Annotated in this window: 28 protein-coding genes and 1 pseudogene; 22 read left to right on the top strand and 7 right to left on the bottom strand. The window is 68.4% G+C overall.

Annotated features, from left to right (window positions below; translation table 11 throughout):
* Positions 1-399: 399 nt before the first annotated feature.
* The 4 genes from CHC08_RS41785 to CHC08_RS41800 form a co-directional block, all read right to left on the bottom strand.
* The gene (locus CHC08_RS41785; RefSeq protein ID WP_089212935.1) at positions 400-1,101 is read right to left on the bottom strand and encodes a hypothetical protein; all 702 of its coding nucleotides are present in this window, start codon (positions 1,099-1,101) and stop codon (positions 400-402) included.
* A 163-nt stretch (positions 1,102-1,264) separates the two neighbouring features.
* Entirely contained in the window at positions 1,265-2,137 is an 873-nt protein-coding gene (locus CHC08_RS41790) for a ParA family protein (RefSeq protein WP_245878898.1), read from the bottom strand.
* A gap of 248 nt (positions 2,138-2,385) precedes the next feature.
* Positions 2,386-2,787 (bottom strand): hypothetical protein, encoded by a 402-nt coding sequence (locus CHC08_RS41795; protein WP_089212936.1) that lies wholly within the window; start codon positions 2,785-2,787, stop codon positions 2,386-2,388.
* Complete coding sequence (locus CHC08_RS41800) at positions 2,784-3,065, bottom strand: ribbon-helix-helix domain-containing protein (RefSeq protein ID WP_089212937.1); 282 nt, start codon at positions 3,063-3,065, stop codon at positions 2,784-2,786. Before CHC08_RS41800 ends, CHC08_RS41795 begins: the two co-directional genes overlap by 4 nt.
* 145 nt (positions 3,066-3,210) lie before the next feature.
* Here CHC08_RS41800 and CHC08_RS41805 point away from each other — a divergent pair, with 145 nt between their 5' ends.
* Positions 3,211-4,830, top strand: coding sequence for an RNA-guided endonuclease InsQ/TnpB family protein (locus CHC08_RS41805; protein WP_218825743.1), 1,620 nt, complete (start codon positions 3,211-3,213; stop codon positions 4,828-4,830).
* A 19-nt stretch (positions 4,831-4,849) separates the two neighbouring features.
* On the opposite strand, the gene CHC08_RS41815 is transcribed toward CHC08_RS41805, so the two are convergent.
* The 3 genes and pseudogenes from CHC08_RS41815 to CHC08_RS52085 form a co-directional block, all read right to left on the bottom strand.
* Positions 4,850-5,680 (bottom strand): phosphoribosylaminoimidazolesuccinocarboxamide synthase, encoded by an 831-nt coding sequence (locus tag CHC08_RS41815; protein ID WP_089212939.1) that lies wholly within the window; start codon positions 5,678-5,680, stop codon positions 4,850-4,852.
* Positions 5,681-5,689: 9 nt separating this feature from the next.
* Positions 5,690-6,193 carry a GntR family transcriptional regulator gene (locus CHC08_RS41820; RefSeq protein WP_245878900.1) on the bottom strand — a complete coding sequence of 168 codons (504 nt, stop codon included), beginning with the start codon at positions 6,191-6,193 and terminating at the stop codon, positions 5,690-5,692.
* 27 nt (positions 6,194-6,220) lie between these two features.
* Positions 6,221-6,430 (bottom strand): annotated as a pseudogene (locus tag CHC08_RS52085) (GntR family transcriptional regulator); the annotation flags it as partial.
* A 333-nt stretch (positions 6,431-6,763) separates the two neighbouring features.
* On the opposite strand from CHC08_RS52085, the gene CHC08_RS41825 reads away from it, so the two are divergent.
* The 21 genes from CHC08_RS41825 to CHC08_RS41920 all read left to right on the top strand — a co-directional run bounded on the left by CHC08_RS41825 (position 6,764) and on the right by CHC08_RS41920 (position 21,570).
* Positions 6,764-7,006 carry a helix-turn-helix domain-containing protein gene (locus tag CHC08_RS41825; protein WP_245878899.1) on the top strand — a complete coding sequence of 81 codons (243 nt, stop codon included), beginning with the start codon at positions 6,764-6,766 and terminating at the stop codon, positions 7,004-7,006.
* Entirely contained in the window at positions 7,003-7,239 is a 237-nt protein-coding gene (locus CHC08_RS41830) for a hypothetical protein (protein ID WP_179282520.1), read from the top strand. The genes CHC08_RS41825 and CHC08_RS41830 overlap by 4 nt, the downstream gene beginning before the upstream one ends.
* Positions 7,239-8,744: a DUF2637 domain-containing protein gene (locus CHC08_RS41835; protein WP_089212942.1), complete on the top strand. Its 1,506-nt coding sequence runs from the start codon at positions 7,239-7,241 to the stop codon at positions 8,742-8,744. The genes CHC08_RS41830 and CHC08_RS41835 overlap by 1 nt, the downstream gene beginning before the upstream one ends.
* Entirely contained in the window at positions 8,741-9,160 is a 420-nt protein-coding gene (locus CHC08_RS41840; protein WP_089212943.1) for an SsgA family sporulation/cell division regulator, read from the top strand. Before CHC08_RS41835 ends, CHC08_RS41840 begins: the two co-directional genes overlap by 4 nt.
* Positions 9,157-9,423, top strand: coding sequence for a hypothetical protein (locus CHC08_RS41845; RefSeq protein ID WP_089212944.1), 267 nt, complete (start codon positions 9,157-9,159; stop codon positions 9,421-9,423). Before CHC08_RS41840 ends, CHC08_RS41845 begins: the two co-directional genes overlap by 4 nt.
* Positions 9,423-9,977 carry an ATP-binding protein gene (locus CHC08_RS41850; protein ID WP_089212945.1) on the top strand — a complete coding sequence of 185 codons (555 nt, stop codon included), beginning with the start codon at positions 9,423-9,425 and terminating at the stop codon, positions 9,975-9,977. Before CHC08_RS41845 ends, CHC08_RS41850 begins: the two co-directional genes overlap by 1 nt.
* A complete protein-coding gene (locus tag CHC08_RS41855) occupies positions 9,977-10,273 on the top strand; it encodes a hypothetical protein (RefSeq protein ID WP_089212946.1) in 297 nt (98 codons plus the stop codon). The genes CHC08_RS41850 and CHC08_RS41855 overlap by 1 nt, the downstream gene beginning before the upstream one ends.
* Complete coding sequence (locus CHC08_RS41860) at positions 10,270-10,644, top strand: hypothetical protein (RefSeq protein WP_089212947.1); 375 nt, start codon at positions 10,270-10,272, stop codon at positions 10,642-10,644. Before CHC08_RS41855 ends, CHC08_RS41860 begins: the two co-directional genes overlap by 4 nt.
* 43 nt (positions 10,645-10,687) lie before the next feature.
* Positions 10,688-11,086 (top strand): hypothetical protein, encoded by a 399-nt coding sequence (locus tag CHC08_RS41865; RefSeq protein ID WP_089212948.1) that lies wholly within the window; start codon positions 10,688-10,690, stop codon positions 11,084-11,086.
* 4 nt (positions 11,087-11,090) lie between these two features.
* Positions 11,091-13,277, top strand: a complete 2,187-nt coding sequence (locus CHC08_RS41870) for a hypothetical protein (RefSeq protein ID WP_089212966.1) — start codon at positions 11,091-11,093, stop codon at positions 13,275-13,277.
* Between the two features lie 343 nt (positions 13,278-13,620).
* Positions 13,621-16,068, top strand: a complete 2,448-nt coding sequence (locus CHC08_RS41875) for a DNA translocase FtsK (RefSeq protein WP_089212949.1) — start codon at positions 13,621-13,623, stop codon at positions 16,066-16,068.
* A gap of 79 nt (positions 16,069-16,147) precedes the next feature.
* Positions 16,148-16,414: a hypothetical protein gene (locus CHC08_RS41880; RefSeq protein WP_089212950.1), complete on the top strand. Its 267-nt coding sequence runs from the start codon at positions 16,148-16,150 to the stop codon at positions 16,412-16,414.
* A gap of 107 nt (positions 16,415-16,521) precedes the next feature.
* Positions 16,522-17,412 (top strand): M48 family metalloprotease, encoded by an 891-nt coding sequence (locus tag CHC08_RS41885; RefSeq protein WP_089212951.1) that lies wholly within the window; start codon positions 16,522-16,524, stop codon positions 17,410-17,412.
* The gene (locus tag CHC08_RS50170; protein WP_179282521.1) at positions 17,409-17,570 is read left to right on the top strand and encodes a hypothetical protein; all 162 of its coding nucleotides are present in this window, start codon (positions 17,409-17,411) and stop codon (positions 17,568-17,570) included. The genes CHC08_RS41885 and CHC08_RS50170 overlap by 4 nt, the downstream gene beginning before the upstream one ends.
* Positions 17,571-17,589: 19 nt before the next feature.
* Positions 17,590-17,769 carry a hypothetical protein gene (locus CHC08_RS50175; protein WP_089212952.1) on the top strand — a complete coding sequence of 60 codons (180 nt, stop codon included), beginning with the start codon at positions 17,590-17,592 and terminating at the stop codon, positions 17,767-17,769.
* 100 nt (positions 17,770-17,869) lie between these two features.
* On the top strand, positions 17,870-19,015 hold the full coding sequence (locus tag CHC08_RS41895) for a Pycsar system effector family protein (protein ID WP_089212953.1): 1,146 nt from the start codon (positions 17,870-17,872) through the stop codon (positions 19,013-19,015).
* Positions 19,016-19,104: 89 nt separating this feature from the next.
* Complete coding sequence (locus CHC08_RS41900) at positions 19,105-19,527, top strand: hypothetical protein (RefSeq protein WP_089212954.1); 423 nt, start codon at positions 19,105-19,107, stop codon at positions 19,525-19,527.
* Between the two features lie 15 nt (positions 19,528-19,542).
* The gene (locus CHC08_RS41905; RefSeq protein WP_089212955.1) at positions 19,543-20,127 is read left to right on the top strand and encodes a hypothetical protein; all 585 of its coding nucleotides are present in this window, start codon (positions 19,543-19,545) and stop codon (positions 20,125-20,127) included.
* Entirely contained in the window at positions 20,127-20,870 is a 744-nt protein-coding gene (locus CHC08_RS41910; RefSeq protein ID WP_089212956.1) for a hypothetical protein, read from the top strand. Before CHC08_RS41905 ends, CHC08_RS41910 begins: the two co-directional genes overlap by 1 nt.
* Positions 20,867-21,193: a hypothetical protein gene (locus CHC08_RS41915; RefSeq protein ID WP_143653584.1), complete on the top strand. Its 327-nt coding sequence runs from the start codon at positions 20,867-20,869 to the stop codon at positions 21,191-21,193. Before CHC08_RS41910 ends, CHC08_RS41915 begins: the two co-directional genes overlap by 4 nt.
* A complete protein-coding gene (locus CHC08_RS41920; protein ID WP_089212958.1) occupies positions 21,190-21,570 on the top strand; it encodes an RRQRL motif-containing zinc-binding protein in 381 nt (126 codons plus the stop codon). The genes CHC08_RS41915 and CHC08_RS41920 overlap by 4 nt, the downstream gene beginning before the upstream one ends.
* Positions 21,571-22,026: the final 456 nt, after the last annotated feature.

Here is a 22,026-nt window from a genome sequence, read left to right on the forward strand (position 1 = left end):
GGCCGTACGACTACAGCCCTGGTGATCGAGGGCGGTGCTTTACCAGCGAACGGCTGCTTGAGATCGGCCGCATGATAGAGCAGCGGGTGTCGCTCATCATCGTGGACTGCTGCCGGTCCGGCTAATGACGCCGCGATTTGCTGACCCGCCGTGTGACCTGACCGCCTAGCTCGCTATGGGTGATTCTCACCTTTCCAGCCCAGATATCAGGAAGTGATCGTTGCCGGATTCCCGTGTCCGCTGGCGGCGCGTGGGTGCTGGCAACACGCGGTGTGGAGGGCCAGCAGGACCTCAACGTCTCTAACGCGCATGCCTGACTGACGGGTCACGGCACGATAGGGGACGGAGTCACACGACTCTGTCCCCTCGTCATGCCCTGTGCATATACGCACGCCAGAATCAGCTCTCGTCGGTTGGAAGATCCGCCTTGAGCTCAGCTGCGATGGCGAGGAGGGCGTTTCCAACCTCCTCGCAATCCCGCAGAATTCCCTGCGCGGCTTCCGGAGTTTCGAGAGCCACCTGACGAACAGTCCGAAGGTCGAACCCCTTCAACGCTGCCCGCATCGCGATGAGAACCGGCGCCGACGCGAATTGGGCCGGGGTTGATTCGCTGGCTGTCTGGTCGGGTTCGTCGAGAAAGCCCTTCGCCCGCGCTATCCGTTCCAACGTGGCTGCGGTGGGTTTCCCGCTTCGGGAGGCGGTATGCCATACCTCCAGAACCGCACCGGCTCCGTGTCGGTCGTAGACAGGGCTGAGAACTCGTGTCTGCCCTTCCTTGATCTCTCGATCGGCATGAGGGGCGACGATTTCAACGATAGGGAGAGACGTGATGAGCTGATGGGCGCGCTGCCGAGTCCACTCCCAACGATGAGACACGTACGACTCGAACGAGGTATATCCGGTCTCCTCATACAGCTTGTGGTCGCGGATCGCTTTGAGGGCGCGACCGACACCGAGAAGCCATTGATGCGTGACAGCCGCGATGTGCTGCTCGCAGTCGGCGAGGGTTGGGACTTTCCCGTCAACAAATTTGTTGACGGGCTCAGAAATGATCTTCCCAGCCAAGGGCGGGCCGGACGCGAGCTCGAATTGCGGGTCCACCTCGGTCGGGATAGATGGACCGGATGCCGCAGAAGTCAAGGGCGCCGTTTCCGCTGCGGGTGCCTGCGGAGGTACGGCAGCCTGATCTCCAGCGATCACAGATTCTGGCTGTGCAACCAAACGAGACGTTCCGGTCGGCCGACCACGAACAGGCTTCGCCATGTCACTTCACTCCAGTGGGAAGCGCGAGCCCGATCCGGTCGGCCAGACGCGCGGCAAGCTGATCGAAACGCGTGGCCATATCTTCGCCGTCACGGCCAAGAGCGCGCAACGGCCTGGGCGGGGCCGCGTCAGCGGCGTCCTTCACCGCGACCCGCTCCGGAATAATCGGCTGCCAAAGGTCATCACCGAACAGCTCAGGGATGGTGGTCTCCACCTGGAACCGATGCGCACCGGTCCGGGTGTCTACACGGTCCACAATGTATCCGGCCATCTGAAGGCCCGGATTGTGCAGCAGGGCGGCCTTGGAGTCCACGAAGCCGCGGAGAGTCACTGCTCCATCGATACCGTCGTACTCAGGATCCATGACGCACAACACGAAGTCGGAAGCTGCCAGCGCAAGCTGGGTCAGGTGACCTAGGTTCGGTGGGCAATCGATAAGTACGATATCGAAGTCGTTGTCTGCGCCATCGAGCGCCTTCTTCAACCGCAGCACCGCACCGAGCACTCCAGCCTCAAGGGTGCGGTTCTCCAGGTCTGTGCGAGAAGGCAGCAGGGTGATCCGTTCGGAGTACGGTTCAGGCCAGCCGATCTCGGCAAAGGCGTCCGCAGCAACTCCTTCGATGTCGGCCTTGATGGCTTCGGAGACAGTCGGCTGCGGATTGGCGGGGTCGTGGACATAGTTGAGACGGCGGCTAGCGTTGGCCTGGGGGTCGAGATCAACAACCAAGACGTAGTAGCCAGCCTCGGCAAGGGCGGCAGCGAGGTTGATAGTGGTGGCGGTCTTGCCGCTGCCACCCTTGTTGTTGGCGACGGCCACTCTGTAAGGGCGTGACCGATGTTGGGGAGTGTCGGATACGGTGTCGGCGAGGGTCACCGTGTCCACCTCGCTGAGATGATCGTGGCATGCATGAGATACCTCCTGTGAAGAGTCACGGCCTGGCGGGAAAACACCGGAGCGCAGAGCACATCCTAGAGATGTCGGGCGAGGCTTCTACGGACATCGGGTTAGGAGAAATGCTGAAGGACTACACCGAATAGGTGGCGACCCTTCGCTGGCCTCTTCGTAGGTCCGGTCCCAGCATCCTGACTGATCTCCGGCGTCCGGGGTCGAGAACAGCGCGCTCAGCCTGGCAGAGCCTCAAGGACGATGCCGGGGGAAAGAGTCGCCCAGAGGTGCGGCATGGCGGTCAGGATCGGCCACTCCCGAGCGAGCGCCAAGATCAGCGTGTGCGCCTGCCCAAGGTCGACGTCCTTGGCGTCGCGCATCACATCGGCGACGTGAAAAGCAAGCTGCGGGGTGAGATCGCCCGCCGGCGGCGGGACCGTCATGCCCATCTCCACTAGGTGGCCAATGGTTTCCACCTCATGCAGGGTCTCGGCTGCGGCCAGCGCATGTGTCAGCTCGCTAGTAGCGATCAGTAAAGGGCGGGAGGCATCTTCGGCGCGCATCAGCCAGGCGACTATGTGCTGATCCAGACGCGCCCAAGCTGCGATCGCGCTACGGTCCAGCACCGCGCCGATCACGCAGCGCCCTGCACGGTACCGTCCTGATCGGCGAACTGGGCGTATAGGCCATCGGCCCATGACTGGGCCTTCCGCCAGCCTTCGGAGTCGGTTTCCTGGACTTGTTCAGCTGCTCGGTGCAAGAACAGAGAGGCGCGGTGCTGGCGTTCCATTCGATCTTGGACGGCCTGCGTGACGTAGGCCGACACCGACTCGATGTGGCCTTCCTCCGACAGGGCTCGCAGGTGTCCTACCAGGTCTTTCGGCAGACTGACGGTGATTTTCTCCACGTTCGCCATACCAAAATCATACCGGGAATGAAGGTGTCCGCAACGGTGCCACGCTGAAGTCCTGGCCAGGCTTTGATGATCCGCTGCGTTATTTCTATCGAAAGCTGTCGTAGCGTCCGAAATGAGTGATGATTTATCGGCTGAGATGAGGTGCATGGCGCGACGCGAGGTCCTGAAAGCCTTCCGCTTCACGCTGGACCCCACCCGCGCCCAAGAGACAGAGCTCCGTCGCTACGCCGGTGCTGCCCGCTGGGCGTTCAACCACGCCCTGGCCGCCAAAGTCGCTGCGCACCAAGAGCGGAAACAGCGCATCGCGGCACTGATCGGCGGAGGCCTCGCCGAAGAAGCCGCACGCAAACAGATCAAGGTCTCTGTGCTGGGGAAAGGCGTCATTCAGAAGGCGTGGGTTCGGGCGCGGGGCAGCTCCCGCAATGGAGCCGAGGGTATCTGCCCTTGGTCGCACGAGGTCAACAACTACTGCTTCCAGTCCGCGTTCGACGACGCCGACGCCGCGTGGAAGAACTGGCTGGATTCGATCACTGGCAAGCGGGTCGGGCGGTGGGTCGGCTATCCGCGGTTCAAGAAGAAGGGCCGTACCCGCGACAGCTTCCGCATCCCCCACAACGTCAACAAGCCGGGCATCCGCCTGGTCACCCATCGGCGGCTGCGGATTCCCAAGTTGGGCGAGGTGCGTCTGCACGATTCAGCCAGACGCCTGGTCCGCCTTATCAAATGCGGCCAAGCCGTCGTGCGATCCGTCACCGTTTCTCGCGGTGGCCACCGTTGGTACGCCTCGGTGCTGTGCAAGGTGACTGTCGAGCTGCCCGACAAACCGACCAGACGCCAGGCCGCAGCTGGCACCATCGGATTGGACTTGGGTGTCACCCACTTGATCGCCTTGTCCCAGCCCGCCGACCTTGGCAAGGGGCCCACCCAGCTGCTAGACAACCCGCGTTACCTGCGCGCCACCACCAAGCGACTGCGCCGCGCCCAGCAGGCGCTGTCGCGCACCCAGAAAGGGTCAACGCGCAGGGAAAAAGCCAAGCGCCGCGTCGCACGTCTGCACAACCAGGTCGCCGCCCGCCGGGCCACCTTCCTGCACGGCGTCACCAAACGCCTGGCCACCGGCTTCCACATCGTCGCCGTGGAGGATCTCAACGTCGCCGGCATGACCCGTTCAGCTCGCGGCACCGTGCAGAACCCGGGCCGGAAGGTGCGGCAAAAGGCCGGGCTCAACCGGCCGATCCTGGACGCCTCACCGGCCGAGATCCGTCGCCAGCTCCAGCACAAGACTTCCTGGTACAGCTCTACCATCGCGGTCGCCGACCGCTGGTTCCCGTCCAGCAAGACCTGCTCGGCCTGCGGGAGGCAAAACCCACGCCTCACCCTCGCTGACCGGGTGTCCACCTGCTCATCGTGTGGACTGACGATGAACCGGGACATCAACGCGGCCCGCAACATCGCCGTCTGCGCCGTCGCCCGGCCTGGAGTCCAGCCCACGGGTGCAGGCAGCGACCCACGTAACGTCAATGTGAAAGCCCCGGCGACCGGGGCTTTCACAACCATGGCGATTTTTCAGTCCCTGTCAGCCCACGGCTTGTCCACCGACCGGGCCAACGCATCCATCATGTCCATCCCGGGAGTGATGCCGAGGGCACGAAGCAGCATCCCGGCACCTGCCTGCGCCATTCCAGCTCGATCGGCTACCTGTGGGTTGAGGCCGCGGGCGTGCAGGAGTTCCTGTACTTCGCTGACTAGTCGGGCTGCGTCGTAGTACTCAGTCTCAGCCATGGTCACTTCCACCTTTGTCCGGTGATCCGCTCGTAAACATCGATGTAGCGAGCCTGCGTGGCCTGCACGATCTCGTCCGGAACAGCGGGCCCGGGGGGTGTGCGGTCCCAGTCAAGAGTGCTCGACCAGTCGCGTACGAACTGCTTGTCGAGGGCATGCTGAGGGCGACCGGGCTTCCACGAGTCCGCAGGCCAGAAGCGCGAGGAGTCGGAGGTCAGCACCTCGTCGCCGAGCACGAGCGTGCCGTCAGTGGCCCGCCCGAACTCCAGCTTGGTGTCGGCGATGATGACCCCTCGTTCTCCAGCTAGGGCGGCGCCGCGGGTGTACACCTTCAGCGTCAGATCCCGTAGCGTGGCGGCTGTCTCAGCACCGAGTTCGGCAGTCACGTCGTTGTACGTGATGAATTCGTCATGGCCGACAGTGGCCTTGGTTGTGGGAGTGAAGATCGGCTCAGGTAGCCGGGATCCTTCGACTAGGCCAGGCGGCAGGGTGATGCCTGACACCGTGCCGTACTTCTGGTACTCCTTGAGGCCTAGTCCGGCCAGGTAGCCGCGAGCGATGAACTCCACTGGCATCATCTCTAGTCGGCGGCATCTGATCGCCCGGCCTGCCCACTCCTTAGGAATGTCGGTCGTCGAGATCACGTGGTTGGGGACCAAGTCTGCGAGTTGATCGAACCACCACAGCGACAACTGTGTGAGGATCTTTCCCTTGTCGGGGATGAGGGTCGGCAGCACGACGTCGTACACCGAAACCCGATCGGACGCGACCAGGATGAGATCCTCACCGTCCAGGTAGACGTCCCGGACCTTTCCCGAATGCAGTAGTTTCACGTGGTTTCCTTAGTTGATCTCGTAGTCGTAGGACTTCCAGCGGCGAGCAGCCGATACGTACTCGCCATATTCGATGACGCCGCCATCTGCGTCGTACATCCAATTGCGTCCTCGCAGGACTGGTGAGCCCACTTCGATGTTCAGGTCGCTGGCGTCCTGTGACGTTGCTTCATCAGCTGCGAGCTGATCCCGCACTGTCCTCATGGGGCGGCCGGTCGCGGTCTCGATGTAAGCGAAAGTGCCCTCAAGGATGCGTGAGGTCTCCAACAACTTGGGTGCGAGTTCGGCGAGTGTGCCATCGAACCAGGAGATTGACGCTGACACTGGGATCTCGCCCTTGTAAGTAACTCGCTGACGGCGAATCACAGACGCTCCGACAGTGATCCCCAGTGCGTCAGCGATTTGATCGGACGCTGCGACGAGTCCGGCTTCCTCGATGCGGGCATGTTCATCGGAGGGATAGATCCGGCCAGTGCGACGGGTCGAGAGGACACGTGCCGTCGGACTGTGCACCCTCTCCGAGGTAGTGACCACCGTGCCTACCCCGGACACTCCCCGTACAAGTCCCTCCGATCGCAAGGTGCCTAATGCCTTGGTAGCTGTAGCCAATGAGATACCCCACTCCTGGGCGATCTGCCGTGTAGAGGGCACAGTGTCGCCATCGCGTAGAGCCCCTGACTCGATCTGTCCTCTAATGTGCTTGACCACCTGCAGGTATGGGGGATCAGGGCGATGAACCTGTGGTGCCACCTGCTTCTCCTCACGCCATCGGCAATCTAGCCCCAGTGTACTAATACACCGGTAGCGTCCAATCTTCGCGGTCGCTTATGGGTGGGCGTAGCGAAAAAAAAGGGGGGTCAGAGCCTTGACGGTGTCCTAGTACGCTCCTAACTTGTGTACTAGTACGCAACATCCAGTACGGACCATGGATCGCGCAAGCGACTCGTGTCCGAATTGGGAGCTGGAAGCGGCAGATGGCCTGTCCCATCAGCCCTTGAGCAAGGCTCATACGCCCCAAACAAGCGGCCCCGGTGCTGTCACACCGAGGCCACGGCGAGTCGCTATCTGAAGGGACCTCGACTCATGTCCATCATCGCTGATCTCACCATGCCTGAGGAACGGCTGCTGACCTCGAAAGAGGTCGCGAGTCTGTTTCGGGTCGACCCCAAGACGATCGTTCGCTGGGCTCGTACCGGTGCGTTGGCCGCTGTCCGGACTCCGGGTGGGCGGCTGCTGCGTTACCCGGAGTCGGGCGTGCGCGCAGCTCTCCGCGATGGCCTCGCCGTCGACGCGCAGACCGAGTCCGCTGAGGCGGTGAGCGCGTGATGGAGGTCTTCGTCGTGATGGTGCCGGCCAAGACCCACGGTCTGGGCCTGGTTGAGCAGCTCACCGTGATCAGGACCTGCACGGTGCAGCGGGGCGACAGCCGCTCCGAGCTGTTCGATGTGATGTTGGCCGGTGCCCCGGAGCGGATGCGGGGCAGCACCGTGACGTTCTTCTCCGCCGAGCCCAATGCCCTGATCGCCTCGCCTCCCGCTTCCACGGCGGTGAGCGGCTGATGGCCAGCACCTACTACGACTCGCGCGCGCAGCGTGCCGTCGCCGACGCCGAGGCCGAGCAGGCCCGCGCCGCGGCTGAGGCCATCCGCGCGGAGACCACGCTGCGCCTGGAGGAGTCCCGTACCGCTCGTGCGAGTGCGGCCAAGGTCGCCGACCAGCGTGAGCGTGAGACTCAGGCCGCGAGTAAGGCCGCGCGGCGCCGGCTGCGTCGCCGGGAGCGCAAGCTGGCCCGCACCGCCCGGTACGCCGCCGCTCGTCGTGGCGTCGGCGCCTTGGCGGCCGCGGTGGTTGAGCGTGCTCCGGTCATCGTGGGCGGCATCGCGATGGGTGCGCCGATCGTGATCGCCTGGCGCGGCCAGCTGGAGTTCGCCGACCAGGTCATGCATCTGGGCCTGATGGCCCCGGCCCTGCCGATCGCTTTGGAGGGCGGGGTTTGGTATCTGGCCTATCTGATCCACCGTGCGATTCAGGCGAAGTTGCCGATCGGCCGCTACCGGGTCGCGACCTGGGGCATGGCGGGCATCGCGGCCGGGATGAACCTGTGGCACGGCGTCGTCGCCAACGCCACCCAGGATGATCCGTGGGCCGGTCTGCAGGTCGGGGTGATCCTCGCGCTGGCCTCCCTGCTGGGCATCGCCCTGTGGGAGCTGACCGCGTCGCTGACCCAGCAGACCGCCTCCAAGCGATCGGCCGTGGAGATCCGCCGGGCCGCCTGGCGGCGGATCCGCTACCCGCGCCTGTCGTGGGCGGCCGCCTCGATCCGGGCCGCCTACGGCGAGCACTGCACGATCGAGTCCGCCTGGTCGGCGGCGTGGATCGACCGCTACGGCGTCGGCCCCGAATCCTGCCGCCGAGATCGCAAGCTCGCTCGATCGATCGTGCGCTATGAGAAGAAGGCCGACCGTGCCGCTGCCAAGGATGGCCGCCTGCTGATCGTGGACGGCTCGATCGTCCGCCCCGGCGCCCCGACTTCGCAGGCCAGCGAGGCGGGCGAGGAGGCCATGGCGCGGCTGCGGGCGTTCTCCGAGCAGCGCCAGGATGTGGCTCGATCGATCGCCTTCCCCACGATGGGCCATCCGTCGATTGAGAGCGCGCCGATCCATCCGCCGATCGTCGCCCCTCGATCGATCGAGGCCGACCGTCTCGCCGCTGCGGCGAGGATCGATCGGGTCGCGTCGATCGAGACGCGGCCCGCCTCCCGATCGATCGAGGCCGATCGATCGAGCGCCCCGAACCCGATCAAAGCTCGCCGGTCGATTGGGTCCCGATCGAGTGAGGAGTCGATCGAGGCCGAGTCGTTGATGGACCCGATCGATCCCGAGCACCCGAGTGCGCCGCGTCGATCGATCGATGAGCACCGGCTCACCCTGTATGCCGCGATCGAGGCCGGCGACGTCAACCCCCAGGAAGCCACCGCCGAGGGCCTGCGCAAGCTGCTGCGCTGCGCCCCCAAAACCGCCGCGCTGCTGCGCAACGAGATCCAGAAGGCCGAGGTCATGTCATGAGGCGCTCTTCCGAGGTTGTCGAGGGCCTGACCCTGTGGCTGGCGGACCTGCCCGGCTACCCGCTGGCCGGGGTGCTGTCCTACACCAAGGCCGACCCGTACGCGGTCCGGCTGATGTTCCTGTCCGCCGATGGCGGTGAGACGGTCGACGTCACCTTCGGCCGGGCCCTGCTGACCGACGGCCTGCAGGACCCGGTCGGTGAAGGTGACGTGATGGTCGGCCCGCACGAGGCCGACGGCTATCTGGTCATCACGCTGCGCCCCGAGCACGGCAGCCCGTACGCCCTGTACGGCTCCCGCAAGCGCATCGCCGCCTTCCTGAACAACGCCTACCGGCTGGTGCCGATGGGCCGCGAATACGAGGGCGTCGACGTCGACGCCGCGATCGCCGCGCTCCTTCGCGGGGTGACCCCATGACCACGCTGACGACGTTGACCAGGCACAACACCCTCACCGACCAGGACCTGGCCCTGCAGCTCGCCGCCTACGCCGAGCTGCTGGCCGCCGCCCGCGCCACCATGGCGGCCGCCGCGCTCGGCGAGGCCGACCCGCTGATCCACCTGCGACACACCCTGGCCGCGCACGGCCAGCTGCCGCCGACCGGCGCTCGGCCCGTGGTGCTGCTGGCCCAGTGCACCGCCCCGGCCCTGCCCCAGCGAACCACCGCGGGGGTGGCGTGATGGGCCTGGTCGTCACCACCGCCTACCAGCGCGCCTTCCCCGGCCGCCCCGAGCAGGTCGCGCTGGCCCGCTCATGGGCACTGAGCTGCCTGCCCGCGAACTGTCCACGTACCGGTGATGTGTCCCTGGTGGTCTCGGAGCTGGTCACCAACGCCCTGCTGCACACCCGCTCTGGATCCGCTCCAGATGGCGAGTTCGTTGTCCGGCTGGAGGTGTGTGACCCGCGGCGGGTGCGCCTGGAGGTCACCGACCAAGGCGAGGCCGCGCGCGGGGCGCACATCAGCGCACAGCAGGTCAGCGGTACCGCACACGTTCCGGAGGTGCCTGCACAGCGCGCGCACATCCCCACCGCACATCCCGCGCACATCCCCGAAAACCGCCCGGCGGCTCTGGTGCGCCCGGCGGGGGAGGGCGGCTACGGACTGGCCGTCGTGTGCGCCCTGATCGGCCCGGAAGCCCTGAGCGTCCGCCACACCCCGCGGGGCCGGACCACGGCCTGCACCATCGCCTGGCCCGCGCCTTGCGACGGCTCCGCCGCTGAGGTGGGCCGGTGATGGCGCACCTGGTCATCTGGCTGGCCCGGGTGTTCGCGCCGGGCTGGCCGGAGCGGGCCGCGCACGCCGTCGCGATCGCGCTGCTGGCCGCGGCGGCGGTGCTGGTCGCCTTCGCCCTGGCCGAGGAGAGCTCGCTGCGCGGCCGGTCCCGCGCCGTGGTCCGCAGCTGGGCCCGGTCGGCGGCGGAGACCACCACGGTCGAGGCCCGCCGCGATGGGAGCACGATCGCCCGCACCACCACCGAGCAGACCGCCCGTCACCTGCTGTTTTCCGTGATTCATGAGGAGGACCTGTGAGTAAACGCACCGAGGATTTGGGCACGCAGATGGTCGCGTTCGAGAACGCCGAGATCATCGCCGGGCACGAGGCCTTCGAAAACCACCTCTACACCGTGCAGTCCATGGCCCGGACCATGGCGCTGATGCTGGTCCAAGACGGGGAGCTGGTGGCTACCTGGCTGCGTCATCGCAAGCCCAAGAAGGGCAAGCGCATCGCCCTGCTGGAGCGCGTCGGCCTGTCCCGGCGCACCAAGGCCCACAGCCGCAACGCCGCCGATGCCCTGCTGGAGGCGGTCAGCTGCCTGCAGAAGATGGCCGGCGTGCACGCCGAGTACATGCGGGCGGAGAAGGGCTCTTCTCCCATTCGAGACGACACCAACAAGCCGTAGCACCCCGCTGATCAGCGCAACGACCAGACAGGTGAGGTAGCCGATGTCCAAGCAGATCGATCTGGTGGAGGCCGCGAACGCCTTCATCGACAGCGACGTGACCCATTCGCACCAGTCCTATCGCGACTACCAGGAGAACACCCGGGCGATGCTATGCGCCATCTCGCTGACCATGAGCGAGGACGCCCGCCAGGCCGCGGCCTGGCTGCGGCACCGCACCGCTCCCGATGGGCGCCGGGTGGGCTGGCTGCAGCGGGTCTTCCTCGCTAGTCGGCTGCGTGGTCACGGCAACAACACCGCCGAGGCGTTCCTGGAGGCGGCCAAGGCGATCGTGCGGATGTCGGCGGTGCACGCCGAATACATGCTCGCTGAACAGCAGGCCAACAAGACCACCAGCGCAGACAAGCGGCAGGGCCGCTATGAGACGAAGGACGGTGCATGACGTGATGGGACGTCGCAACAAGACCAAGCAGACCGCCGCCGGTGCGCAGGTGGTCCATGTGGAAACCGACTCCAGCCGGCTCAGCGGCGGCTGGCTGCTGGTCCACGGCCTGCCGCTGGCCACCCCGGGCATCGGTTGTGCGATCTTCGCCATCCTGATCGTCCTCGCCCACGCCCAGTGGGGCGGCGATCCGGTCTGGACGCCGCTGCTGTCCATCCTGTTCCTGCTCATCGGCGCCCTGGTCACCTTTTTTGCCCACCTCTCAGCCGGCCCCCGAATGCTGCTGCGGGTGCTGATGGTCGTCACCGGCTCGCTGGCCACCGGCTCGCTGGTGCTCGGCCTGGTCGTCGGGATGGGCGCGATCTGGCCCGCCTACATCCTGTGCTCGCTGGTCGTGTGGGTGCTGTGGGGCATCTGGCGCGGCACCAAGTACGCCGGAGCCACCCCCACCGCCGATGGGGCGGGTAACCCGCTGATGGAGGCCATCAAGCAGGCCAAGGTGCAGTTCAACAACCCCACCGTGGACGAGCGCGGCGTGGTCCGCGCCACGGTGGAGACCCTGTCCGGCGGCACCCTGGAAAACGCCCGCGCCCTGATGCCGATGATCTCAGCAGAGGCCCGGGCGGTGCCGGGCAGCACCAACCTGGCCGGCGACCTGGACGTCGACGGCCGCGGCGTGGTGGAGATCGCCACCCGCGACAACCTCAAGCACGGCGTGCCCTGGCCCGGCGTGTCCGGGATCGGCTCGCTGCCCACCGAGCCATTCGCGATCGGTGAGTATCAGACCGGCCCGTGCCAGGTGCAGATCCTCGGCGACCTCAGCAAAGACCGGCGGGCCCCCGACATCAAGCACCTGAAGATCGGCGGGGTGACCGGGTCCGGCAAGAGCACCGGCGCCCGTATCTTCCTGGCCTCCCAGCTGGTCAAGCGCCGCCTGAACATCATCGGCATCGACCTGTCCAAGGGCCTGCAGACCTTCGGGCCGTTCGCGCACGGCATGACCTGGGTCATCACCAACGAGGAAGAGGCGCGGCTGTTTTTGCACCGCCTCAAGCACGTCATCAAGGGCCGTAACAACCACCTGACCAGCGAAAAGCTGATGCGCTGGTCACCGACGTCCAGCCTGAACGTGCTGGAGATCTGGGTGGAGGAGTCCAAGGAGTTCCGCAAGTTCCAGACCCTGTACGGAGACCTGGTCGCCGATGCCCGCTCGGCGGGCATCTTCTTCGTCTCCTCCACCCAGCACTGGAACTACCGCAACGTCTCCACCGACACCCGCGCCAACCACGGCGCGGCCATCATGTTCGGCGTCGAGAGCTATGAAAACGCCGAGCAGATCCTGCCCAAGGACGCCCTGGCCGCGCTCGGCAAGAACCTGCAGTACTGGGGAGCCAACAAGCCCGGCTACTGCTACGTGACCGGCTTGAGCATCCCGATGAACCGGTGGGGCTCGATGCTGCGCATCTACGACCCGACCGATGAGCAGCTCACCGAAGCCGTCGAGCTCGGCGCCCCGCACCGCGACGCGATGGACCCCGTCACCGCTCACCTGTTCGGCGAGCTGTTCACCCAGCGCACCCGCTACCCCCGCTCCATCTGGGGCGCGACGAGCGGCCAGGACGCCACCGCAACCCCGGCCCCGGCCGCTGCCCCGCAGGCCCCGCCTGCGGCGGCTCACCGCGACCCCGACACCACGGCACCGGCTCGCTGGCCCAGCACTCCCACCCTCACCGACGACGAGCAGGAGATGACCGAGATGGCCGATGACGAGACCGCCGAAGAGCGCGAGGCGATGTACGAAGCACTGCGCACCTCCCGCCGCCGGCACCTGGGCGAGGACGCCCACCCCAGCGACCTGGCCGACGTCGACCCCGAAGACGTCATCAGCGGCGTCATCGTGGGCCCCGACACCGACGGCAACGAAGGTGACGACGAGCCCGAGACGCCGCGACCGTCCACCGAAGAAGCCCAGCGCATCTGGGACATGGCGCTGGATGACTGGTATCGGGAGGGCCGCACCACGGTCCGCACCGCTGACCTGGTCGAACTGCTGGCCAATGTGCAGCGAGCCCGCAAATTCCTCTACCGCCAGACCGAGCGGTGGGAGCAGCTGGGCTGCGTCGCCCCCCGCCCCGACGCCGCCGGCTGGGACCTGATCGCCTCCCCGATGCAAACCACCACCCGCACCTAACCCCCGCCCGGGGCACCCGCGCGCTGCACGAGCCCGCCGGGGGCACCCGGCCCGCTCACCGCAACGTCACTGAACGCAACCGGTGATGTGCGGTGTGCGGAGGCCGCTTTCTCTATAGGGCCGACCCCCATGTGCGTAAGGAGCACAAGAGGGCCGCACAGCTTACGCACACCGAATCGCCCATGCTCCGCCCACCCCCGCACATCAACGCAACGTAACCGCGCACCCGGCGCCCATGCCAGCGCACACCGCGCACATGCACGAAACGCCAGAGCACCGTCACGGAAAGCACTCGCACACGCACGCTCCGTCCCCACCGGCTCGATCCCCCTGAGGTGAAGACATGGCCACCCGAAGCCGCAAAACCGCCCGCAGGCGCCCGGCCGCCTCCCGCCGACCGATTTCCCGTCGCACCGCCCATACCGGCCCGCTGATGATGATGACCGGCGGCGCGCTGGCCGTGGCCTGGATGTGGCTGGCCCGCGGCGCCGGAAAAAGCGTTCGCGCTCTGGGTAGCGGCCCGGCCGACCTGGACGCCGCCCACCAGCGCGACGGTCTCGGTCTGCTCAGCGCCGTTACCACCCTCGCGCTGACGCTGGCCGGCTGGCACCTGGCCGGGGGCATCGTCATCGACCTGATCGAGGTCGCCGCCCGCGCCCTGATCGGCTCCCTCATCATCGCCGCGCCGCTCGCGCTCGGGGCACTGACCTGGCGGCTGCTACGCGCCACCGATACCGAGATCGCCCTGGTGCGGCTGATGCTGGGATCACTGGCCATCACCACCGCGGCGGCGGGCATCATCCACACCCTGCACGGACCCACCGCCGACGCCCTGGCGGGGGGCGGCGTGCTCGGCTACGCCGCCGCCTCCCCGCTGGCGCTGCTGCTGCCCGCCCCGCTGGCCATCGCCCTGCTGGCCGTGCTCGCCGGATGGGGCGCCCTGGCGGCCACCCAGACCTCGATCCGGCAACTCCCGGCCCGGCTGGCCGGCCTGCGCGGCGCCGGGGTACGGCGCAACTCACCGCAGCCCAGCGACAACCCGCGCTACGCCACCTCCCCTGCCGACGCCGGCGCCGAGGCGGCGCCGCGCGACGGCGCCGAGAGCGAGCTTGGTGATGCCGGTGACTGGCCGCCCGCCCGCCACCACGCCGTTGCGCGCCGGTCGCAGCCGGTCGACCCCGACCTGATCGGCGAGCGCGGCCCCTACGACACCCCCGTCCTGGGCACCCAGCACGAGGCATCGAGCGGCCCCACCGACGCCGACATTGACGTCGCAGCGGCCGCGGCCGCCCGATCCGGGGTGCTGCCGAGCCTGAACCTGCTGCGCGCGGGCACCGCGACCCGGCCCTCCACCACGGCCAACGAGACCATCGTGGCCGACCTCACCGGCGTGCTGCAGGAGTTCAAGGTCGACGCGACCGTCAGCGGCTTCACCCGCGGCCCGACCATCACCCGCTATGAGATCACCCTGGGCCCGGGCACGAAGGTGGAGAAGGTCACCGGCCTGACCAAGAACATCTCCTACGCGGTCAAGTCTGCCGACGTGCGGATTCTGCCGGTGATCCCCGGCAAGTCCGCGATCGGCGTGGAGATCCCCAACACCGACAAAGACCTGGTCTGTCTGGGCGACGTACTGCGCTCGCCGGTGGCCCAAGCCGAAGGCCACCCGCTGATCGTCGGCCTGGGCAAGGACGTCGAGGGCCGCACCATCGTGGCCAACCTGGCCAAGATGCCGCACCTGCTGATCGCGGGCGCCACCGGGTCTGGTAAGTCGGTGTGCGTCAACGGGCTGATCACCTCGATCCTGATGCGCGCCACCCCGGATGAGGTCCGGATGGTGCTGATCGACCCCAAGCGGGTCGAGCTCAGCATTTACGAGGGCATCCCGCACCTCATCACCCCGATCATCACCAACGCCAAGAAAGCCGCTGACGCCCTGGAGTGGGTGGTGGGCGAGATGGATCGCCGTTACGACGACCTGGCCGGCTGCGGGTTCCGCCACATCGACGACTTCAACCGGGCGGTCCGCGCGGGCAAGGTCTCCACCCCGACCGGCGAAGCCCCCCTGGCGCCGTACCCGTACCTGCTGGTCATCGTCGACGAGCTCGCCGACCTGATGATGGTCGCCCCCCGCGACGTCGAAGAGTCCATCGTGCGCATCACCCAGCTGGCCCGCGCCGCGGGCATCCACCTGGTCATCGCCACCCAGCGCCCCTCCGTGGACGTGGTCACCGGCCTGATCAAGGCCAACGTGCCCTCCCGCCTCGCCTTCGCCACCTCCAGCCTCACCGACTCCCGGGTCATCCTCGATCAGCCGGGCGCCGAGAAGCTCGTCGGCCAGGGCGACGCGCTGTTCGCCCCGATGGGCTCCACCAATCCGGTCCGGCTGCAGAACGCGTTCGTGTCGGAGAAGGAGATCGCCGCGATCGTCGCGCACTGCCGCACGCTGGCCGGCGCCGAGCACACGAGCGACCACGACGCCATGGCCACCGCCCTGGCCCCCGCCAGAAACGGTGGCGCCGGTGGCGCTGATGACATCGGCGAGGACCTGGAGCTGTTGCTGGCCGCCGCCGAGCTGGTCGTGACCACCCAGTTCGGGTCCACCTCGATGCTGCAGCGCAAGCTGCGCGTCGGCTTCGCCAAGGCGGGTCGGCTGATGGACCTGCTGGAAAGCCGCCAGGTCGTCGGCCCGTCCGAGGGCTCCAAGGCCCGGGAGGTCTTCATCACCCCGAGCGAGCTGGCCGAACTGCTCGAAGACCTGCGCAGCCCCAGCGCCCCGGCAAACCGGTGACCACCACCTCGCGGATCCGCACCCAGATCTGCCCCGCACCACAACCAACCGCACACCGATCACCCAAGGAGCACCTGTCATGACCATCACCAAGCGCCTGCGCCCCCTCGCCGCCACGCTCGTCCTGGCCGCGCTCTTCAGCCTGGCGGCCGCGTGCCCGGCGCAGCAGGCGGCGTGCGCCGCCACCGCCGCAGGGTCCACCACCGTGCTCAACCCGCCCGAGCCGATCGAAGAGATCGCTCCGGAGCCGATTGAGGACGGCAGCTACCGCGACGGCAGCCTCACCGAAGCCGAGAAGGCGGAGGAGTCCGACGAGGTCGCCCAGGACGACGCGCAGGGCTGCTGACCGTCGGGACGGGCGCGCACCACCGTGGCCAAACCGCCAAGTCAACCCACGCCGGGCGCGCCCGCTCACCCCGCTCACCTGAACCGATCAGAGAGGCATCTCCCATCATGACCCAGCCTGAACGCACCCCGAAAGCCCGGGGCACGCTGGCCATCTTCGATCCAGCCGCCGTGCGCATCTCCTACCGCCCGCCCACCACCGTCATCGACGCGGCACCCGCCCAGACGGCGCCCCTCACCACCGCTCCGGAGGTCGCCGACACCGCTGAGCTGGCCGGCCTGGCCGGTCTGGTGTGGGCGCTGCGCTGCGCCGCCGAGCTGCCCGGCGTGGTTGTCGTCGTCGATGCTCAGCTCGGCACCAACGCCGTCGCGGTCGACCAGGGCCGCTGCGCCCGCGCGCCGATGATGAAGCTCGGCGCCAACCTGCTGCAGACCCCTCAGTCCCTGGCGTTGTACGGCACGCTCGCTCACGAGATCGCGCACCTGGCGTTGGGGCACACCGATACGTGCTCGGCGCCCGAATGGAAGCACACCTCGCGGGTGGCCGGAGTCGGCGCGCTGGTCACCCTGGCCCTCAACCGGCCCGGCGCCGCCGCCACCCTGGCCGCGGTGTCGGCTGTGCTGCACCTGATCGCCAGTCGCGTCAGCCGGGTGGCCGAATACGACGCCGACACCTACGCCGTCACTCTGCTGGAGCGGGCTGGGCTGCCCGGCGTGCAGACCATGACCGCGATGCTCACCGACGTCGCCGATGACGACCCCCGCTGGTACGCGCTGGCCGGCTGGATCGCTGGTGAGCATCCCGCTGCCGCCGCCCGCCTGCGCAATCTCAGCCGCGGCTTTACCGCGCCGCGCCGGACCTGGCGCACGGCCTGGCGGTGCGCGGCCACCGGCACCCGGCTGGGCACCCACGCGCACCGCCAGGCACACCATGGCGAGCGCTGCCGCCTGCGCTGGTGGCAGCTGATGCCGTATCGGCGCCCCCCAGCGCAGCGGTGATCGGCCGCACCTACCTCGAGCGCGGCCAACCCGTCGTCGTCCTTCTGCGCTGGGGACCCGGAGGCGGCCCGCGCAACGTCCTGATCCAGCGCACCGACGGCTCCCAGGTCGTCCGCCCCTTCCGCGGTCTGCGCCGCCTACCCGCACCCCCGCTCTGACCCCCACGGAGAACAGCTCATGACGAAGAACACGCGAGAGACGATCGTGTGCACCTGCGGATGCCGCGGTGCCTGCACCGTCGATGCCCGCTCCGAGGTCGTGCACTACGCCAACGGCAACGACCCGGCCGCCCGGGCCGTGCGGCACGCGCTGGTCATCGGCGCGGCCAACGGATCCGGCGAAGGCCGCCCCCTTTAGCCCTGCACAGCAGGAAGGGCGCGCACCAGCGTGGTCAACCGCCAAGTCACCCACGCGGAACGCGCCCTCAACCCCCATCCAGAAACGGGAGAACCCCATCATGCACCGCAACGACACCCTGAACGGCACCCCGCCGCTCACCTGCCCGCCCGCGACCGCCCAGTGCGACAACCGCAGCGTCGGCGTCATCATCCAGCGCGACGACGGCCAATACCTCATGTTCGACCGGGCCACATTCCCGGCCGGAGTGGCCGGCGCCGCCGGTCACATCGACGACCACGGCGACGGCGCCGACGCCGCTCGCGCCGAGGTCGCCGAGGAACTCGGACTGACCGCGACCTCGCTGACACTGGAGCTGACCGCCTGGCGCTCCAACCGCTGCCGCCGCCTGCCCGGACAGGCCGGCGTCGGCCACCAGTGGGAGCTCTACCGGGCCGAGGTAAGCGGCACCCTGAACCCCAGCGTCCGCGAGACCCGCAACGTCCGCTGGCTGCGCGACGTGGAGCTGCAGGAGCTGGCCGACCAGACCGCCGCCTATGCCGCCGGACTCATGACGGACGAGGAGTTCGCCAAGGATCCCGGCATCGAGCCGGTCTGGGTGGCCTGGCTCCAGGCGGCCGGAATCATCAGCATGAGCGCGGAAGAGCTGTCCCTGATCGACGAGGTCGCCGCCAACGGTTCCCTGTCCGTCCCGCCGACGCAGAAGGCCGACCCCGAAAGGGAGGGTGCGCTGGCCCCGGTGCCGACTACTCCGCAGCTGCGGGCCCGGCTGGAGCGGCTCGACGACTCCGGCGCGGCCGATCTGATCGCCGAGACCGCGGCCGCCCGCACCGAGCTCATGCGCACCGACACCAAGGCCAACACCGTGCTGGCCTTCGCCGGTGGCGCGTTCAGCGTGCTGGCCGCTCTGTCGGTGCTGGCCTCCGGCCTGGCCCTCCCGACCCGGGTCGGTCTGTGGGTCGCGGTGGCGCTGCTGGCCTCCGCCTCCGCTGTGGCACTCACCGTCATCCGCCCCACCCTGCCCCGCCACGGTGACGGGACCGGGTTCACCGCCCACGCCGCCGTCGGCGACGTGGAGGAGCTGCTTGACCAGCTCGCCGCCGACCCCGAGAGCCGCCGGGCCCGGGACGTCATCCGTCTGTCGCAGATCGCCTGCGCCAAGTACCGGGTGCTGCGCACGGCCGTCGACCTGATGCTCGCCGCCCTGGGGGTCGTGGTCATCTCGATCCCCTTCGGCCTGCTGTAACCCCGGTGGCCGCTTCCCGCACCCAGCCCTCGCCCGCCGCGGCGGGCGAGGGCCCCGGTCCCGCCCCGACGAGCTGTAAGGACACCCCGATGCCCACGCCCACCACCGTTACCGCCGAGGACCGTGACTTCCGTCAGCGCGTTGACGCCGTCCTGGACGCCGCCCTCGCCGACGACGTCGACGCCACCAACACGCTGATCGTGAACCTGGTCGCCACCTACGGAGGCGCCAGCCTGGGATCCGCCCTGCTGTGGTGGATCCACCCCATCACCTCCCACCCCGACGCACCCCCGATCGGCACCGCCGCCTTTCCCCACGCGGCGGCCACCGGCATCAGCGCGCCTGTGACCGACTGGGTCGAACGCCTGATCGCCGCCCGCCTCGACAATGACCGCACCGCGTTCGAGCAACTGCTGGACCTGCTGGTCGGCAAAGCCGTCGTGCGCGAGCACGTCATGGGCCTGCTCACCCTCGTAACCACCCACCCACCTGCGCCAGCGGCGAGCCGATGAGATGAGGACCTCCTGATGACCGCCCCCAGCGAGACCACCGCGATCGCCACCCTGAGCCGATACATCACCACCGCGCCCGCCGCCGACCTGCTGGATCTGGCCCGCACCTGCCCCGACCCTGCCGTCCAGGACAGCGCCGAGCACGTCGAGTGCGCCCTGGAGCTCCTGCGCACCCACCTGGCCGAGACGACCGCCGAGGCCTACCGGCTCGCCGAACACGCCCACGCCACCGCCGCCGTCACCGCGATCGCCGCGGTGCACGAAAACACCGGAACCATCGCGGCGGCCACCCCGGTGCCGGTGGAGGGCGCCGTCGACGCCCTGGCCGGAGGTCGCCGGAGCGTCGAGCGCCGGGACTCGACCGCTCCGCACACCGCGCGTCCCCTCACCGGGCCGTCTCCCCGGCGCTCTGCGGGGAACGCCTCCGGGCTCACCAGTCAGCTCCGTGACCGGGGCATGCTCACCGAGGCGATCACGCCGCCGAGCGAGCACGACAGCGCCGTGGTGCGCGGCCTGTGCGAGCGCTACGGCCACACCAGCGACGAGGTCGCCGAGCTGATCGCTATGCTCGGCGTTGGCGCCGATGAGGCGAGCGCCTAATGAACGACACCCGCAACGTCTTGACTCCCACTGTCACCCCTCTTGTCAAGAAGCCAGCGCAGGAGCTGCCCGAGGCGCCGTTCGTCGCCGGGATCGGCACCACCGGCGAGGTGCACGCCATCCCGCACCTCTATGCCGCCCGCGCCCTCGGCGCCGGAGCCCGGCGCGAGTCCGGCACCGTGTGCGGAGCGCGCGCCGGAGTTCATCGCGAGCCCAGCGCCTTCGACCGGGCCGCCCTGCCGCGGTGGGCGAGCGTGTGCCCGCCCTGCGCCTGGACGGTCGCGGTGGAAACCCGGACCCTCGATCGTGAGCTGCAGGAGCTCACCCCGACCGGCGAACACCTCGCGGCACTGACCCGGCTGCTGGACGACCCGCTGATCGTCCGTCACGTCTGCGAAGCGGTCATCGCCGGCTACCAGAGCGAGGCGGACGCGCGGAGTGAAGCCTGCATGATCGCGGCGCTGGTCCACGCCACCCGGCACGCGCCGGTACTGCTCCAGCCCTATGAGTGCATCACCGGTGACTGCGACCACCCCGACGGCCAGTGCCCGGCCGACGTCGCGTGTGCGACGTGCAGCCTGCAGGGCCGCTCTTTTGACAGCGAACCGGACGGCACCTTCCTGGAGATCTGCACGATCACCGCGCCGTGTCAGGTGCTCATCACACTGGTCGGCCACCTGGGCCTGCCCGGCTGTGGGATCGGCGCTCCGGGCGCCGCGCACCCCGAGGCGGCCCGGCCATGACAGCGGCGAACGCGTTTTTGTCAATGACCTGCTACGCCCACCAGCGTTACGGCGTGCCGTACGTACGGACCAGCGTCCGGGTGCGGGGTGAGCGGCAGATCCGCACCTTCCTGGCCATGTGCCGGCTGGCCGGGCGCCGCCCGCACGAGCTGGCCGCCGACCTCGTGCTGGCCGCGATCCGCGCCGCCCAGTGCGACCACGAGGTCCAGCACGCCGTCGCTGAGCTGTCGGCCGCGCTCTCGCAAGAGGACACCGAGCTGAACCAGGCGGTTGACGATGGCGACCAGGACGAGCTCGCCGCGGCCCACGGGCAGGCGTCATGAGCCGCCACCGGGTCTTCCTCGATCCCACCGGCCGCACCTACGGCGGGTTGCCGACCTACCCCTGGCGGTTCGCCCCCGAAGGCCTGGCCACCCGCCGGCAGCTGCGCGCGGCCGGGCTCCGGCCCGGCGGCCAGAGCCCGTGCGCGCAGCTCATGTGGAGCTCGCGCCGGACGGCGACCGGGATCGGGGTCGCCTACCTGTATGAGGTCGCGGCCGCCAAGCCGCGCCGCACCCCGTCCCCGGCGCAGCTGCGGGCGCTGGGCAAGGCGATGCGCGCCCGGAAGATCTGTCCCGACTGCGGGGTGGAGCAGCCGTATTGCATCCCGACCCGCTACGGCGCCTGCCTGGCCTGCCATGGCTGGGGGCTCGGCGCATGAGCACCGGCCCGTTCTCGCCTCCGCTCACTTCGGTGGGCGGGGGCCCCGCCGTCCGCTGGTTGCCGTCGGCGGCCGGGCCCGCGCAGTCTCCCCACGGCCTGTGCGGGCCCGATCGCCGGCGTCCTGCCAATCAGGGCTCTACCTGCGAGGACACATTCGTGATCTTGGTGATGGGCCGTAAGTCGCCGATCGTGTTACACATCCGCCTCATGCGCGCACACCGTCGCTTCGCGCCGGATTGCGGCTTTTCTGCCACGTACCCCGGCGGAGTCGTACACAAGGGCAGCCGGTCGGCTACCCCTTGCCGGATGAAAATGGCATCTGAGCTGCTTCGGCGTGTCCCGGGCGACAAAACGTCTGTTTTCCGCACACTCTTGCTACTCTCACCAGTCACAAACGCTTACAAAAAAAGTCAGGAATCAGGTCGAACCCCTCATGCCACCCCCGCCCCCCGTT

Source organism: Streptosporangium subroseum, from assembly GCF_900188345.1.
GTDB lineage: Bacteria > Actinomycetota > Actinomycetes > Streptosporangiales > Streptosporangiaceae > Streptosporangium > Streptosporangium subroseum.